Annotated in this window: 11 protein-coding genes; 5 read left to right on the top strand and 6 right to left on the bottom strand. The window is 33.7% G+C overall.

The features are described 5' to 3' along the window. Window positions 1-45 precede the first annotated feature (45 nt). Complete coding sequence (locus HYN86_RS10660) at window positions 46-771, top strand: hypothetical protein (protein WP_113678010.1); 726 nt, start codon at window positions 46-48, stop codon at window positions 769-771. 132 nt (window positions 772-903) lie between these two features. Further along, window positions 904-2,223, top strand: a complete 1,320-nt coding sequence (locus HYN86_RS10655) for an APC family permease (protein ID WP_113678009.1) — start codon at window positions 904-906, stop codon at window positions 2,221-2,223. A 185-nt stretch (window positions 2,224-2,408) separates the two neighbouring features. Here HYN86_RS10655 and HYN86_RS10650 read toward each other — a convergent pair whose 3' ends face one another. Further along, the gene (locus HYN86_RS10650; protein ID WP_113678008.1) at window positions 2,409-5,042 is read right to left on the bottom strand and encodes a valine--tRNA ligase; all 2,634 of its coding nucleotides are present in this window, start codon (window positions 5,040-5,042) and stop codon (window positions 2,409-2,411) included. Between the two features lie 262 nt (window positions 5,043-5,304). Between HYN86_RS10650 and HYN86_RS10645 the strand changes: the two genes are divergently transcribed. Then, entirely contained in the window at window positions 5,305-5,685 is a 381-nt protein-coding gene (locus tag HYN86_RS10645) for a DUF1573 domain-containing protein (protein ID WP_113678007.1), read from the top strand. Between the two features lie 179 nt (window positions 5,686-5,864). Here the strand turns inward: HYN86_RS10645 and HYN86_RS10640 are convergent, their stop codons facing one another. From HYN86_RS10640 to HYN86_RS10620, 5 genes are all read right to left on the bottom strand, one after another. Next, entirely contained in the window at window positions 5,865-6,350 is a 486-nt protein-coding gene (locus HYN86_RS10640) for a hypothetical protein (RefSeq protein ID WP_113678006.1), read from the bottom strand. 131 nt (window positions 6,351-6,481) lie between these two features. Beyond that, the gene (locus HYN86_RS10635; protein WP_113679909.1) at window positions 6,482-8,611 is read right to left on the bottom strand and encodes an OmpA family protein; all 2,130 of its coding nucleotides are present in this window, start codon (window positions 8,609-8,611) and stop codon (window positions 6,482-6,484) included. Between the two features lie 10 nt (window positions 8,612-8,621). Further along, window positions 8,622-9,548 (bottom strand): PorP/SprF family type IX secretion system membrane protein, encoded by a 927-nt coding sequence (locus HYN86_RS10630; RefSeq protein WP_113678005.1) that lies wholly within the window; start codon window positions 9,546-9,548, stop codon window positions 8,622-8,624. Between the two features lie 32 nt (window positions 9,549-9,580). Next, the gene (locus tag HYN86_RS10625; RefSeq protein ID WP_113678004.1) at window positions 9,581-12,208 is read right to left on the bottom strand and encodes a gliding motility-associated C-terminal domain-containing protein; all 2,628 of its coding nucleotides are present in this window, start codon (window positions 12,206-12,208) and stop codon (window positions 9,581-9,583) included. Between the two features lie 142 nt (window positions 12,209-12,350). Further along, on the bottom strand, window positions 12,351-13,676 hold the full coding sequence (locus tag HYN86_RS10620; RefSeq protein WP_113678003.1) for a PDZ domain-containing protein: 1,326 nt from the start codon (window positions 13,674-13,676) through the stop codon (window positions 12,351-12,353). Window positions 13,677-13,799: 123 nt separating this feature from the next. Here HYN86_RS10620 and HYN86_RS10615 point away from each other — a divergent pair, with 123 nt between their 5' ends. Both HYN86_RS10615 and folE read left to right on the top strand, forming a co-directional pair. Then, a complete protein-coding gene (locus HYN86_RS10615) occupies window positions 13,800-14,996 on the top strand; it encodes a pyridoxal phosphate-dependent aminotransferase (protein WP_113678002.1) in 1,197 nt (398 codons plus the stop codon). A 203-nt stretch (window positions 14,997-15,199) separates the two neighbouring features. Continuing rightward, the gene (gene folE / locus HYN86_RS10610; protein WP_113678001.1) at window positions 15,200-15,871 is read left to right on the top strand and encodes a GTP cyclohydrolase I FolE; all 672 of its coding nucleotides are present in this window, start codon (window positions 15,200-15,202) and stop codon (window positions 15,869-15,871) included. Window positions 15,872-16,094: the final 223 nt, after the last annotated feature.

The following is a 16,094-nucleotide window of genomic DNA, read 5'->3' as shown; positions in this document are numbered from 1 at the left end:
TATGTTTGTAAAAAATATCATTTTACTAATTTTAAACTTGATCTTATGAAATCAAATACTTTAAAAACATTAAGCTTTTTATTCCTAATGTTATTTGCTGCACCTCAAATTTTTGCACACGCTTTGTGGATCGAAACAAAAGCGACCGGAACAAAAGGAAAAGCTCAGGAAATCTCAGTTTACTTTGGAGAGTTTTCTGATAACGATATTACAAAAGCCGATAAATGGTTTTCTGATTTAAAGGATTTCACTTTGGTTGTAATTTCACCTTCAAATAAAGAAACAAAACTTACTTCAAAAGCTTTAGACAATAAATACCAAGCTTTCTTTACACCAGACGAAGACGGAGTTTATACTATCGTAATGCACCATAAAGTAAAAGACGTTTACGGAACTACGGTTTTAGATTACAACTCAAGCGCGACTGTAGTTGTCGGAACTAAAACTGCGGGTAACACTATTGCTTCAAACACTAACAAAATTGCTGTATTCTCAGAAAGCTCAGCCACTGCAAAAAAAGACACAAAAATTACTGGTGTTGCATCTTTAGAAGGCGTTATCGCTAAGGAAGCAAAAATTAAAGTAATTGCTCCTAATGGCTGGGAAAAAGAATTATGGACAAATGATAAAGGAGAATTCTCTTTTACACCAATCTGGTCTGGGAACTATATGGTAGAATATGCTCACACTGAAAAAGCTTCTGGAGACCATAACGGAAAAAAATACGATGAAATCTGGAAAATGGCCACGTACCAAATTGCAGTAAAATAATTCTATAAAATTCATTCTTAGATTTAATTTCAATTCAGGAAACCTTGCTTTACAGCGAGGTTTTTTTGTGCTGTGAAAGCTCTATTTTTTACTTACTTTTACATTCAAAATAAATAAAAACGAATTTTAGCAATGTCAGATTCCACAAAAAACCAATTAAAGAAAAGTTTAGGCCTTAGTTTTAACATTGCCGTATTAATTGGAGGAACAATCGGCGTTGGAATTTTGAGAACACCAGGAACAATTGCAGAAATGCTTAATAACTATTGGCTGATTATTGCTTCATGGCTTTTTGGAGGCTTTTATGTTTTGCTTGGAGCGAATTCATATGCAGAACTGGCGACGATGCTACCAAAAGCAGGAGGATCTTACAATTATATTAAAAGAGCTTTTGGAGAATATGCTGGTTTTCTATCCGGCTGGTTTGATTACATTACAAATGTTATTCCGCCTGCCTTTTACTGCATAGTAATCAGTGAATATCTTATTATTTTATTTCCAGCACTGGCCAGTTATTCAACAGTAATAGCCATTTCACTATTAACTGCCTTTGTATTAATTCATTTAAGCGGTGTCAAAAACGGAAGTGTCATTCAGCAGATTACAAGTCTTTTAAAAGTGATTTGTTTTGTGGCTTTAGTTGTAGCTTGTTTTATGTATTCTGGTGTCGAAGTGCCAGCGATTCAAACAGACAACAGCTTCTTTCAAATCGGATTACTATTTGGATTTTTTAAATCATTACAACTTATTATTGGAACTTATAATGGCTGGAACAGCGTTTGCTTTTTTGCCGAAGAAAATGATGATCCGAGTAAAAATATTCCAAAATCATTATACAGCGGTGTTTTACTTGTTATGTCAATTTACGTTTTGGTAAATGCTGCATTTTTTCACGTACTGCCAGTCGAAACTTTAGCTAAATCAAATCTCGCAGCAGCCGATGTGGCGAAAATTCTTTTTGGAGAAAATGGCGCAGTAATCGTAACGGTAATTTCTATATTTTCGTTAATTAGTATTTTGAATGCTTTTATGATGATTCCGCCCCGAATTCTCTACGGATTAAGCCGTGATGGATTTTTTATCGAAAAAGGAACACAAATCAATAAAGGAGGAACACCAATTGTTGCGCTTTTGGTCTCATCTTTTGTTAGTTTATTTTTGATCTGCATTGGTTCTTTTGAAGTATTATTTTCATTTGCCGCTTTTATCTCAATTATAGTTTGGGGACTCGCCTACTTTTCTCTTTTAAAACTAAGAACATCAGAACCCAATTTACCAAGACCATATCGTTCTTATTGGTATCCGTGGTCCACAATAATAGCCATTATTGCTTCTATCGCTTTATTGGCAGGTTTTATTTACAGCGATCCTAAGAGTTTTATAATCATTGTTGGAATTACAGCAGTTTCTTATCCTTTATTTTTGGTTTTGAGAAAGAAGAATAAAAAATAATTTTATCATTTCTAGGAACAAGAAATTACAATCGCCAATAAACAAAGGTTGAAGATTCTCTTTGCGGAATTTCTAGTGTGATTCCTCGTTCCTCGGAATGACAAAATTGTGGTTAAAAACAACAAACCCGACAGGTTTCAAAAACCTGTCGGGTTTAATTTATAAATTAATAGAATAATTGATTCTTACTTCAAACCAGCTAAACTCTGCTCAATTGTAGCAATTTTTGCTAAAGCATCTGCTTGTTTTTGTTTTTCTATATTTAAAACTTTTTCTGGAGCTCCGTTTACGAATTTCTCGTTTGAAAGTTTTGCTTCAACAGATTTCAAGAATCCTTTGGTATAGTTTAATTCTTCTGTCAGCTTTTTAATTTCTGCTTCAACATCGATGTTTCCTGTAATCGGAATGAAATATTCATTTGATTTTACACGGAAAGACAATGCACCGTCTACTTTTTCAGAAACATATTCGAAAGCAGAAACGTTTCCTAATTTCGTTATGATTGAATCAAAATAAGTAGAAACATTTTCACTGTTGATTCCTTTTAATTCGATAGCATCTTTAAACGGAATATTTTTGTCCTTACGGATCGTTCTAATTCCAGAAATTACTTCAATTGAGTTTTCAAAATCAGCAATTAATTTTGCATCAAATGGTTTTAATTCTGGCCAAGTTGAAACGATTAAAGCTTCTTCTGAAGTTCTTTCAGCAATTAACTGCCAGATTTCCTCAGTCAAGAAAGGCATGAATGGATGCAATAACTTCAGGTTGCTTTCTAACATTTCGATCGCTTTCGCGAAAGTTACGCTGTCAATTGGCTGTTGGTATGCAGGTTTAATCATTTCTAGAAACCAAGAACAGAAATCATCCCAAACCAATTTATAAATGGCCATAAGAGAATCTGAAATTCTGTATTTCTCGAAATTATCTTCAATGTCAACTAAAGTCTGCTGCAATTTCGCTTCGTACCATTCAATAGCCACTTTTGATGATTCTGGCTGTGCGATAGTATCTGAAACTTCCCATCCTTTAATCAATTTAAATGCATTCCAGATTTTGTTTGAGAACGCTTTTCCTTGATTACATAATTCTTCATCAAACATAATGTCGTTTCCTGCAGAAGCGCTTAAAAGCAATCCTACACGAACTCCGTCTGCACTAAATTTATCGATCAAGTCTAAAGGATCAGGAGAATTTCCTAATGATTTAGACATTTTACGACGTTGTTTATCACGAACTAAACCTGTTAAATATACGTTTGTAAATGGTTTTTCGCCTGCATATTCGTAGCCTGCAATAATCATTCTCGCAACCCAGAAAAATAAAATATCCGGACCTGTAACCAAGTCATTTGTTGGATAATAGTATTTAAAATCTGGACTTTCTGGATCCATGATTCCTCCAAAAACAGACATTGGCCATAACCAAGATGAAAACCAAGTATCTAATGCATCAACATCCTGTGTTAAATTGTTAATGGTTAATTGTGAATTGTTAGTTTTTTCTTGTGCTAATTTTAGCGCGTCTTCAATGTTTTCAGCTACTACGAAATCTTCTTTTCCGTCTCCGTAGTAATAAGCTGGGATTTGTTGACCCCACCATAATTGACGAGATATATTCCAATCGCGAATGTTGTTTAACCAATGCGCATAAGTATTTTCGAAACGTTTTGGATGTAATTTAATATCTCCTGTTTCTAAAACCGACTTAATTGCTGGTTTTACTAAATCTTCCATTTTCAAAAACCATTGGTCTGATAATCTTGGTTCGATTACAGCTTTGGTTCTTTCTGATGTTCCTACTTTATTCAAATGGATTTCGGTCTTCGCCAAAGCTCCAATTTCTTCTAATTCTTTTGCAATTTCAGTACGAACTACAAAACGGTCTTTTCCTTGATAATGTAATCCGAAGCTGTTTAAAGTTGCATCTTCATTAAAAATATCAACGATTTCTAGATTGTGTTTTTCCCCTAACGTTTTATCGTTCATATCGTGAGCAGGCGTTACTTTCAAACATCCTGTCCCGAATTCTACATCTACATATTCATCTTCGATAATCGGGATTACTCTTCCGCAGATTGGAACAATTGCTTTTTTACCTTTTAAATGTGTAAAACGCTCATCATTTGGGTTGATGCAGATTGCAGTATCTCCGAAGATAGTCTCAGGACGTGTTGTCGCAATCGTCAAGAAATCTTCTGAACCTTCAATTTTATATTTTAAGAAAAATAATTTTCCTTGTTGTTCTTCATAAATTACTTCTTCGTCAGACAAAGTTGTTTTAGCTTCTGGATCCCAGTTCACCATACGGTATCCTCTGTAAATTAATCCTTTGTTGTATAAGTCTACAAACGATTTAATTACAGATGCAGACATATCTGGATCCATCGTAAATTTGGTACGTTCCCAATCACATGAAGCTCCCAGTTTTTTAAGCTGCTCTAAGATTGTTCCGCCATATTTATCTGTCCATTCCCATGCGTGTTTTAGGAATTCTTCGCGGGTTAAATCGTTTTTATTGATTCCCTCTGCTTTTAGTTTTGCTACCACTTTTGCTTCGGTAGCAATAGATGCGTGATCTGTTCCTGGAACCCAGCAGGCATTGAAACCTTTTAAACGTGCACGACGAATTAATACATCCTGAATCGTATTATTCAACATATGTCCCATGTGAAGGACTCCAGTGACGTTTGGCGGCGGAATTACAATAGTGTACGGCGTTCTGTGATCTGGTTCTGAATGAAAATAATTATTTTTCATCCAGTAATCATACCATTTATTCTCAATCGTCTTAGCGTCAAATTGTGCTGGAATTGTCATTTATTAGGTTGTTTATTCGTTTAACTGTTTAATCGTTTTTGGTTAACTGTTTAATTGTTAATTGGTCTTCCGACCATTTTATTAGTCCTTATTCTATTAATCGAATTAAAAAGGAAACAATTAAACACCAAAATTGGTTCAATTTTTGTATTTATAACTGACAGCAAAAGTAAATAATTAAGTACACTATAAAAAGAGAAATAATAATTTGTGTGTTAATTAAAAGAATGTATATTTACTTACAATTAAAAACTGATTTCATATGAAAAATGCAGCCTCTTTTATTGCAGTTTTATTGTTTAGCGCAATAAGTTATGCACAAAACGGCCCAAAAATTGAATTTGCAGCCCCAGACAATACAATTGATTATGGAAAAATTTCTAAAAGTGATAATGGGCTTCGTTCTTTTGAATTTACTAACACGGGAGACGCTCCTTTATTAATTACAGGTGCAGAATCGACTGTTAGTTCTATTATCGTTACTAAACCCGTAGCAGCAATTATGCCGGGTAAAAAAGGTAAAATCGATGTAAAATACAATATGGCTTCTGGACCAATTCGTAAAACAATTACTGTTGAAACAAATGCAGTTAATTATCCTGACGGAAGAGTCGCCCTTAAAATTAAAGGTGAAGTTTTATAAAAAATAACTTTAATAAATAGTAAAAGCCGTTTCTTAAATAAGGAACGGCTTTTTTTTAACTAAACCCGACAGTTTTAAAAAGCTGTCGGGTTCATTATGTAAATTGACTAAAATGCAGCATTATCAAATCTTTGTCAAAGTTTTGAACTTTGACAAATAATTCCGCATAACAGCAATTATTATTTTTTCTCAGTACATTCTGCACTATAGAATTTATATTTCACTCGGTCAAAATCAATTGGTTTATCTTTTACTAAGTAGGTAACCCCCATTGTTGTCTGCATTGTTCCGTTTCCTAAAATCAGCTGATTATCACGTTTTAAAAGAGCCATCGGATTTTTGAAAATTTTGTCTTTGCTCGCCGAATCTTTAAATGTATAGTCTATAAATAAGGTGTCGCCATGAAACTCACCAGCAACTTCTCCAGTTCTTACCGTTGAAGGAGCTACTTTCATCACCATATCACCAGTTAATTTACCATTTTTTAAAGTATTCAATTTTAAATCTAAGGTATCTTTTTCATATATGGCTTTGTAGCATTCAGTACTTACTATCTTTTCTCCCTCAGCTTTTGCTGCATCAACTTCTTTGTTTTTTTCATCATTTTTACAACTTTGGAATCCGATACAGATTACAAGAAGACACGGTAAAACTAGATTTTTCATATTTTAATGTTTTTGTTTTTCAAGGTTATTTTATAAAATTAAATAAAAAAGAAATCAACAGAAAGTGTTTTGCAAATTTTTCTATAAAAATCAAAATCCGACAGGTTTAAAAAACTTGTCGGATTTATAAATTATAAATTCTTAATTACAAACTCAGATCTTCGGTTTAACTCGTGGTCTTCTTCAGAACAAGATTCGTCGGTTTTACATTTGATAATTGGCACAGATTCTCCGTACCCTTTTGCAGAAACTCTCTTGGCATCAATTCCAGATTGAATTATAAACTCTCGTGTAGAATTGGCTCTTTTTTGAGATAAATCTTCATTGAATTTAGCATTGCCTCGAGAATCGGTATGTGATCCAATTTCGATTACCATTCCTGGATATTTTTTCATCAAATCAACAACTCTTCCTAAAACAACTTTCGATTCTTTACGGATGTACCACATGTTGTAATCAAAATAAATCGGATCGGTTTTAATAATTAATCGGTCTTTATCTCTTACAACATCTTTTTCCTGCGCTAGAATTTCTTTCACTTTTTCCTGCTTTTTAACTTCAGCAGCAACTATCGCAGCTTCTTTCGCTTTTTTCTCTTTTTGTTTTAATTCTATTGCAGCAAGTTCCGCTTTTTTCTTGTTTTCTTCTTCTATAATTATTTCCTGCTTTCTCTTATTTTCTGCAATTAGTTTTTCTTCCTGCTTAATCGCTTCTAAAGATCTTAATGCTAAAGATGCGTCGTTTACGGCATCTCTAGTTTTTCCTAAAGTCAAAGATTTAGATTCATTGGTATACTTTTCCTTGAAGGCCGAAACTTTATAAGAAGCTTCGCAGGCTGCAGTAAAACTGAATTTCCCGTCTGCTGCAGTTGTTATTGTGTTTAAAGTTTTATTCTCCGCATCTTGTAAAATTACCGTGGCATTTTCTAAAGCCAATTTTGTATCGACATCTGTAATTATACCTGTGATAAATTGTTTACAATCTTCTACAATTAAATCTTTAATTTCTTTGAATTGATAAATATCGTCGCTGCCCTTTCCTCCTTCTCTATTCGATGCAAAAAAACCTTCTTTAGTATTGGAATCGATATTAAAGGCAAAATCATCTAGATTTGAATTTAATGGTAATCCGATATTAACTGGTTTTGAATATTCATTTCCGTTAATTTCAGATACAAAAACGTCTAAAGATCCATATCCTAAATGTCCATCCGAAGAAAAATAAAGTTTATTGTCTGCAGATGCGAAAGGAAATTGTTCTCTTTTATCTGTATTTACTAACGGACCTAAATTCTTTGGCGTATCAAATGCTCCTTTATTTATATTTACAGCATAAATATCAAACGAACCAAAAGAACCCGGCATATCTGAAGCAAAATACAATATTTTTTCATCTGCACTTAAAGCGGGATGTTCAAAAGAATAGTTCGCACTATTGAAAGGAAGCGATGTAATATTGGTCCATTTCCCGTTCACTAATTCCGCTTTAAAAATCTGAAGATTGGATACTTTTTTGTCGTCTTTCTTTTTCTTTCCGTTTTTAGAATTGTTTCTGGTAAAATACATTGTTTTACCATCTTTGGTAAAAATGGCATTCGATTCGTGCATTCCTGTTTTTAATTCTTTAGCAAAATAATTCACTATAGAATCCGAGGCATTTATATTAGCTAATGGAATGGTAACTAAATTCAAATAGGTTTCATTGTCCCATTTGTATTTTTTATCAAACCAGCCCGGCTTTAATTTAACTCCTGCAAAAACCAGATTATCCTTGTATTTTACGGCTCCGAATTCAGAATTTGGAGTATTTATGGGCAGGTTTTTAATCTCGAAACGTTTTCCTATTGCGGTAACATTTTCTAATGTTTTAAGGTCTTTTTCGAAATTAATAACGTCTTCTGCATTAGCAGATTTAGAATAATATTCTTTTAAAGCTGTACTGGCATCATCCGTACTATTGGTAGCTTTTAAAGTCTGCGCGTATTTAAAATAATAAGCTCTATCTAAATTATTACTGTAATTATTGATTAAAAGGCGGTAATAACGCTGCGCTTTAACCAAGTCGTTGGTATAAAAATAAGAATCGGCTAGATTTTTTATTACTTCTTGCGAAGGTTTATCGTCTGCTAATTTTTGGTATAAAACAATGGCTTCGCTGTAATACGTTTTGTCAAAAAATCGTTTTGCTCTTGCCAATTCCAGATCTTGTGCCTTTATAAACTGTATAGAAAATACGAATATAATAACGAGTAGTTTTTTCATATTTTTCATTTTAAAAGAATCTTGGTGATTTATCAAATCCTTTTCCTAGTAAATCTAAATCGAATAACAGCATAATTTCATGCGTTCCAGAGTTAAACTGGCCAAAGTTTGTAACTGTATAATCGTAAGCATAACCAACTCTAAGTGTAGGTGTAACATTGATATTAAACATTGCACTTACCGAATCATCTATTCTATAAGCAGCTCCAAATTCAAACTTTTCGTTGTACAAAACATTTGCGGTAACATCTAAAGTTATTGGACCTCCTTTGACAAATTTGGACATAAATGCGGGCTTTAATTTCAACATATCATTAAGCTGAAAAACATAACCTGCCGTTAAAAAAGTATGTATTTCTTCTGAACCAAAAGCATTTACTCCTGATTTTTCTTCGATATATTTAGATTTGAGCAAATTAGGAACAGATAATCCAACATACAGATTGTCTCTAAAATAATAAGCTCCAACTCCAATATTTGGTTTAGTTGCATTTATATTCTCTGAAAAAGCAAAATCAGTCTGCGGATCTGTGAAACGAAAACCGTTAAAATTGCTTTGCATAGATGAAAATCCAGCTTTTAAACCTAATGAAAGTTTGTTTTGTCCGCCTAATTTTAAGACATACGCAAAATCGGCATAGACATTATTTTCTTTTTTGGCACCGTCTCCAATATCATCTGAGATGAACGAGATTCCTGCTTCTATTTTATCTGTTATAGCAGTGTGTCCAAAAAATGTAAATGTTTTTGGGGCTCCAACTGCACCGACCCATTGTGTTCTGTACAATCCTCCGAAATTCATCATTGCAGGAACTCCTGTTGCGTACGCGGGATTTACGACACTCATATTATACATATAATGTGTGTATTCTGGATCCTGCTGTGCAGAAGCTGATAAATAGAAAAGGAAATTTATTAAGAGTAGTATTTTTTTCATTTGAAAATTATATTAGAAATATAAAAAGAGATTTATCGATTTAAATAAAGACGGCCTTGCTGCGGCGGTTTATTATCTTTATTAAAATGAAGCACATAAAAATAAACTCCGTTTGGTGCTACTCCGCCGGCGATACCGCTCTTTTCATAGTTCATTCCATCCCAGGCTGGTTTATTCTTGTCTCCTTTATACATTCCGTTTCCGTATCTATTATAAATTTCAAGTGTATAATTTGGGTATAAAAATTCAATATCTTTTATCACAAATGAGTCGTTTGTTCCATCACCATTTGGAGAAAATCCGTCGGGAACAAAAAAGGTATTTGGTACATTATCACACGCTGTTAATGTTACTGTGACTTCAATATATTCTGAAGAGAAGCAATCTGCGCTTGGAAAATTAAATCCATAATATCTTCCTTGTTCTATTAGAGGAGTTGTTCCAGATAATAAATTTCCATTATCGGGAGCATCATACCAAACTACAGTAGAAGGAATATTGGTATTATTGGATAAATCTGCAATGGTTGGATTATTTAATCCGCAGAAATTTTGTCCATCTGAATTTAATACCGGCGCCGGCGAATCTTCTATCGTAACTACAACTGTGGCCGCTTCTGAAGTACAGCCTGCAGGAGATGTTTCTCTTACATAATAATTGCCAGATTCTAAAACCAATGTACCAGCCAATGGTGTCGTCGATGTTGGCGAATTGTACCATTTATATTGATTCCCGTTTGGAACTAAATTAGCCACTGAAGCCTCATCAACTTTACAAAAAGACTGCGGATTTACAGCGGGCGGAACTGGTATTGGATGTATAATAAAACTGTCTAAGACATTATTTAAGTTAACATCACAGCCTGTGATATTGTTCTTTAAATTTGTCAATGAAATAATTGTCGAACCTGTATTTAAAAGTAAAGCTGCAGGAATTTGAAATTCTGCTCTTCCATTAACAGGTTTCAGAATAATTGTTTCTGAAGCAACATTATCTCCAAGAAAAACGTAATTTATTGTAACATCTGTAAGATTTCCTAAACCAGAAACCACTGCTGAAACTGGATCATTTAAACAGCGATCATTTACTGCAACAGCAACTGAAGCTGCATTTGGAAGCGGATTGATAATTAGATTTCCTCTTCCATTTGCTGTATTGGTACAGCCTGTAACCGTATTGGTAATATTAGTTATAACTATAGATGAGGCACCGCTATTTAGATTTAAGTTTCCAGGAATTATAAAATTTGATTCACCGCCAGCTACAGTTATATTCTGAATCTGCCCTAACGCAAAATTATCGCCTGTAACATTGTATACAATGTTATAATTACCATCTGGCAATAAAACTGCATTTGTTAAATAAGCTTGGGCATCTTTATTCTGACATGTTGGGTCAAAATTCAGTACTGCACCATCTAACCGTGGAATTGGATGTATTTCAAGAACATCAGATAGATTATCAATAATATTTGCGCAGGCTCTTCTGCTTGCCGTTGATACTATATTGGTAATGGTAAGTGTAAATTTTCCAACTTCTCTAAAATAAGAAGGCGAAACTGGAAAATTAAGAACTCCATTTACAAAACTTGAAATAATTCTTTGAGTTCCTGCATTTGGTCCTGACACATTAAAAGTAACTTCATACTGTCCGTTAGGAATAGCTTGAGCCCCTTGTGTTATTGTTGCAGAATAAACTGCTCTTGGAATTTCGGGTTCGCAAATATCCTTAATGACATCAATTTTTGCTCCTGTAAAATCCAGACGTTTTTCTATCGTAATACTAATTGTTGCCGTTTTGTCGGGACAAACTTTATTATTTGGAGAAGCATATACTTTATATTCATACTGATATTCTCCTGGGCCGCGTGCATTGTATAATTCCTCCAAATTCACATTATGATCGGTAGTAGAAGTAAGTCCTGGACCACTCCATTCTCCACCACTGTCTTCGTCTGTAAGTCTGGTATGTAGATCTAAATCTGTATATTGTGAGATCTCCGTATCGGCACAAATTAATAAGTCGTCAGGTCTTCCTTCTTTCGGTGCCTTCACTACTGTTACAATTACTGTTGAAGAAGGCGAAGCAGTAGAACAAGCCAGTACAGCTGGAACGGTGTAGGTATATTGGTAGACGCCATTTTTCTCTCTAATTGGAATAGAAGATTCTGGTAAAGGTTTTCCATCGCTATCCGTCCAAACTCCATTCGTATGCGGCGCCATAACAGTACCGTTGAAAGCGGTAAAAAGATTGAAAAAATTTTCGTCGCTGCATACCGTTGCGTAGGGAGCTGGTACACCGGCGTATGCACCTATCCTTATGGTTACTCTTGCAGTATTATTTACACAACCTGCCGTACTTGGAGCCGTATAGGTATAAACATAAGTACCTCCTTGACTTATAAGGTGTGCATTTAAAACTCCATTGACCGCATCTAGTCCACGTGGGTTTGTATTAGCTGTCCATGTCCCTCCCGGAACTGGAGAATTTCCTAATAAGGAAAACAAAGAAATGCGCTGATTTGCAGGATCTGAAATAGTAGTACACAAATCTAATTGCGCATCAGAACCTGCACATTGTGCAGAGGTTATTGTTGGAAAAACCAGCAAGAAAATAAAAACAAATAAAAATTGTAAGAAATTAATGTAGTTTTTGACCATAGATTAAATTTTTGTTAAACATAGTAAAATATCTAAGTAAAAAACTACTTTTTGAAAACGTTTTTCGAAAATATTCAAAAATTATTTACAAATAATTGGCATCCTCTTATTTTAGTTACTTAAAAAAATTTAATATTTATTTTTAGAGCTCATCTTCAAGTTTAAACCTAAATTTTAGTACAACGCTATTTCGCTCTACTTCAAGGGTTATCCAAACATCCTCTTCAGATTTTAAAAGATTATTAATCTGCTGCAGTGTATATCTGTACGGCTGAGTTCTGTTGATACTTACAATTATATCACCTTTCATCAATCCGCTTTTTTCTGCTGCAGAATTTTTACGGACATTCACAATTTCGTAAATAGGTTTAAGGGCAAATTTGTATCTGAAATCGTTATTGTTTTTATTCTTATCCTGCAAATCTTCAACCGTAGTAGAAACACGTACCATTTCTAAACGCACAGTTTCCTGCACCCACTGTAGTCCGTGATGCTGAACCGTAATTCCACTTTTATTATAGGTGAAAGGTTCTGAGTATTTAGCGTTTTTCTTCAAATACATTTTTTTATCTGTATAGTCAAAAACTACATTAAATCTTTTAAGAATTTCACCTCCAATCGAACCAATACGTCCTGGAACCATCTTCACGTTACGAATAGATATTGAATCTGGAAAAGAAACAATAGGCTTTTTAAATTCAAACTCGTCAATAGCAAACTTGTCTATTTTAGCCCGGTGGCCTTCGATATCGCCGCTAAATCCCTTTCCAAGAAAATCAGGAAAATTTTTAGATGGAAGCTTAATACTGTTATTTTCGAATATCCAAAAGGCGTCACTATTTCCAACATCTATTAAAAGTTTGGCCGGAATTTCAACATTATTAACCGTGGCAGTGGTTACCAAATAAGGTTTTGATCTTTCTATAGTTATAGGGATCATTTTATATTTGTTGTTTAATTTCTCCTGAAACTTATCAGATCTTGCGTGAACTATAATTTTCTTTTTCTGATAATTAATTTCAACAAAATTGTTTCTAAAGAATTTATGACCGATAATTCCATTTACAGGAATTCCTATATGAGAAGACAAATTAAAACTTTGATCCAAAATAATAAATACCATATGATCACTGGACTTTAAACCATGAGTTTCCAATATATTTTTAGTAGATTTTAGTCCTTCAATCTCGTCTTCGCTTCCCAGTCCACGAAGTTTAATTTTTTCAATATTATTAAAACTAACTTCCTGCTTGTCTTCCATACTAAACAAAATAGTTTCTTCAACTCCTGAATCTAGTAGAAAGTTAAGTTCGATTCCGTTTACTTTTATCGGAATAAATACAAGATTATTAATTAACTTAAAAGGTATTACAGCCTTAGAAGAATTGTTTTGTAAAAAAAAACCGCCTTGGCTGAAAAGCAAAAAAGGTAAGAATAACCCAAAAAACAATATCGTATATTTTTTCATTGACAATTTTTTATTATAAAATTACTAAATATATCTATAATTGTTACATTTCTCCAAGTACTCGTATTGTTTACGTTAAATTCGAAAAAAAAATGCAAATTTGCACTTCAATAATTTATACTCATGCCTACAATTTCACACAAGGGAAGAAACATGCCCGAATCTCCGATACGCAAGCTTGCTCCTTTTGCAGATTTAGCAAAGAAAAAAGGACACAAGGTGTATCACTTAAACATTGGCCAACCGGATATCAAGACACCGGAAGTGGCCATCGAGGCGGTAAAAAATATTGATTTAACTCTTATAGAATACAGTCCGTCTGCCGGATATGAAAGCTATAGAAAAAAATTAGCTCATTTTTACCAGCGCCAAAATGTAAACGTTAATACAGAAGACATCATTGTTACTACTGGTGGTTCTGAAGCCTTACTATTTGCGCTGGCCACAATTACAGACCCTGGAGATGAAATCATCATTCCAGAGCCTTTTTATGCTAATTATCACGCATTTGCATCATCAACAAGCGCAACTGTAATACCACTTGTTTCTACTATTGAAACAGCTTTTGCACTGCCAAGTATAGACGAAGTTGAAAAATTAATAACACCAAAAACAAAAGCCATTCTGATTTGTAACCCAGGAAATCCGACTGGATACTTATACTCTGAGGAAGAAATTAGACAATTGGCCGGTTTGATCAAAAAACACGACCTCTATTTAATTGCTGATGAAGTTTATCGTGAATTTTTGTACGATGGAAATGATTCACATTTTTCGGTAATGAATCTTGAAGATGTACAGCAAAATGTAATTATGGTCGATTCTGTTTCTAAACGTTACAGTATGTGCGGGGCAAGAATTGGTTGTCTGGTTACTAAAAACAAAGACGTTTTAGCAACCGTAATGAAATTTGCGCAAGCACGTTTGAGTCCGCCAACAATTGAACAGATTGCCTGCGAAGCTGCGATTGATACCCCGCAAAGTTATTTTGATGAAGTAATTGCAGAATACAAAGAACGCCGCGACACTTTAATTGCCGAATTAAACAAAATCGACGGAGTTATTGTAACAAAACCTAAAGGTGCTTTTTATTGTATTGCCGAGCTTCCAATAAAAGATTCTGACGATTTTGCACAATGGCTTTTAGAAAGCTATAATTTAAACGGCGAAACTGTAATGATTGCTCCTGCCAAAGGTTTTTATTCAACTCCTGGCATGGGATTAAATCAGGTAAGAATTGCTTATGTATTGAATAAACAGGATTTAATTACTGCCGTAAATATTTTAAAAGAAGCTTTATTGGTTTATAACAACAGATAATCAAGTTTTTAAAAACAAATTTCAAAAAGACAATAACCCTTTCGTTATTGTCTTTTGTGTTTTAAAGTCAAGATCTTGGAACTCTAATTTAAATTATATGCAAAAAGGAACAATTAAATCGTAAAAACGATAGAAAAGGTTTCCTATTTATTAATTATCTTTACCGCCTTAAAAAGATATACCCATTATAATAGTAGTTTTTAATGATAAATAACGAAGATTTTTTAGACGAAATAGGTGACAGTCATTTCAGCAGTAACGCCAAAAACCCTTTAAGAGAAGACGCTTTTGACTTAACTGATGATGAAAAAATAGAAAAAATAAAAAAAGATGTCGAAAACATTCTACAAACTCTTGGAATGGATTTGACAGACGACAGCATTAAAGGAACTCCAAATCGAGTTGCAAAGATGTTTGTTAAGGAGATTTTTGGAGGTCTTAATCCTGCAAAACAGCCAAAAGCTTCTACTTTTGACAATAATTACAAATACGGTGAAATGTTAGTAGAAAAAAACATTACCGTTTATTCTACCTGCGAACACCATTTACTTCCAATTATCGGACGTGCTCATGTTGCTTACATCTCAAGCGGAAGAGTTATTGGTTTATCTAAAATGAACCGTATTGTTGAATATTATGCTAAAAGACCTCAGGTTCAAGAGCGTTTAACAATGCAGATTGTACAGGAACTTCAAAAAGCTTTAGGAACAGAAGATGTTGCGTGTGTTATTGATGCTAAACACCTTTGCGTAAATTCACGCGGAATTAAAGATATCGAAAGCAGCACTGTAACTTCTGAATTTGGTGGAAAATTCAAAGACCCTCAAACGAAGAGAGAATTCTTAGACTATATTAAATTAGAAACTCAATTTTAAAAGTTTATTGTTTTTAGACAGGAGTTTGCTGTTCTGATGATAAAATAGATAGAATTGAGGATTTGCAAATTTTGAGATTGGCTAGAGATTTCTGTCAGGTGATTGAATTTAGTTCAAAAGACCCATTTAATTATTTAGCGATCAAATGATTGAAAATCCATCTTGTTTGCAGCTAAAATGCAATCAGATAAATAGTTAAAAAATACTATCTTTCTAAAGAATA

Origin of the sequence: Flavobacterium fluviale (genome assembly GCF_003312915.1) — a bacterium.
GTDB lineage: Bacteria > Bacteroidota > Bacteroidia > Flavobacteriales > Flavobacteriaceae > Flavobacterium > Flavobacterium fluviale.
This window is presented reverse-complemented; position numbering and strand designations above follow the sequence as displayed.

What these genes read in the sequence shown, in the direction of transcription:
- HYN86_RS10635 (WP_113679909.1), bottom strand. Translation starts at nt 8,611, where the DNA reads ATGAAAAAACTACTCGTTATTATATTCGTATTTTCTATACAGTTTATA.
- HYN86_RS10645 (WP_113678007.1), top strand. Translation starts at nt 5,305, where the DNA reads ATGAAAAATGCAGCCTCTTTTATTGCAGTTTTATTGTTTAGCGCAATA.
- HYN86_RS10650 (WP_113678008.1), bottom strand. Translation starts at nt 5,042, where the DNA reads ATGACAATTCCAGCACAATTTGACGCTAAGACGATTGAGAATAAATGG.
- folE (WP_113678001.1), top strand. Translation starts at nt 15,200, where the DNA reads ATGATAAATAACGAAGATTTTTTAGACGAAATAGGTGACAGTCATTTC.
- HYN86_RS10660 (WP_113678010.1), top strand. Translation starts at nt 46, where the DNA reads ATGAAATCAAATACTTTAAAAACATTAAGCTTTTTATTCCTAATGTTA.
- HYN86_RS10640 (WP_113678006.1), bottom strand. Translation starts at nt 6,350, where the DNA reads ATGAAAAATCTAGTTTTACCGTGTCTTCTTGTAATCTGTATCGGATTC.
- HYN86_RS10655 (WP_113678009.1), top strand. Translation starts at nt 904, where the DNA reads ATGTCAGATTCCACAAAAAACCAATTAAAGAAAAGTTTAGGCCTTAGT.
- HYN86_RS10620 (WP_113678003.1), bottom strand. Translation starts at nt 13,676, where the DNA reads ATGAAAAAATATACGATATTGTTTTTTGGGTTATTCTTACCTTTTTTG.
- HYN86_RS10615 (WP_113678002.1), top strand. Translation starts at nt 13,800, where the DNA reads ATGCCTACAATTTCACACAAGGGAAGAAACATGCCCGAATCTCCGATA.
- HYN86_RS10625 (WP_113678004.1), bottom strand. Translation starts at nt 12,208, where the DNA reads ATGGTCAAAAACTACATTAATTTCTTACAATTTTTATTTGTTTTTATT.
- HYN86_RS10630 (WP_113678005.1), bottom strand. Translation starts at nt 9,548, where the DNA reads ATGAAAAAAATACTACTCTTAATAAATTTCCTTTTCTATTTATCAGCT.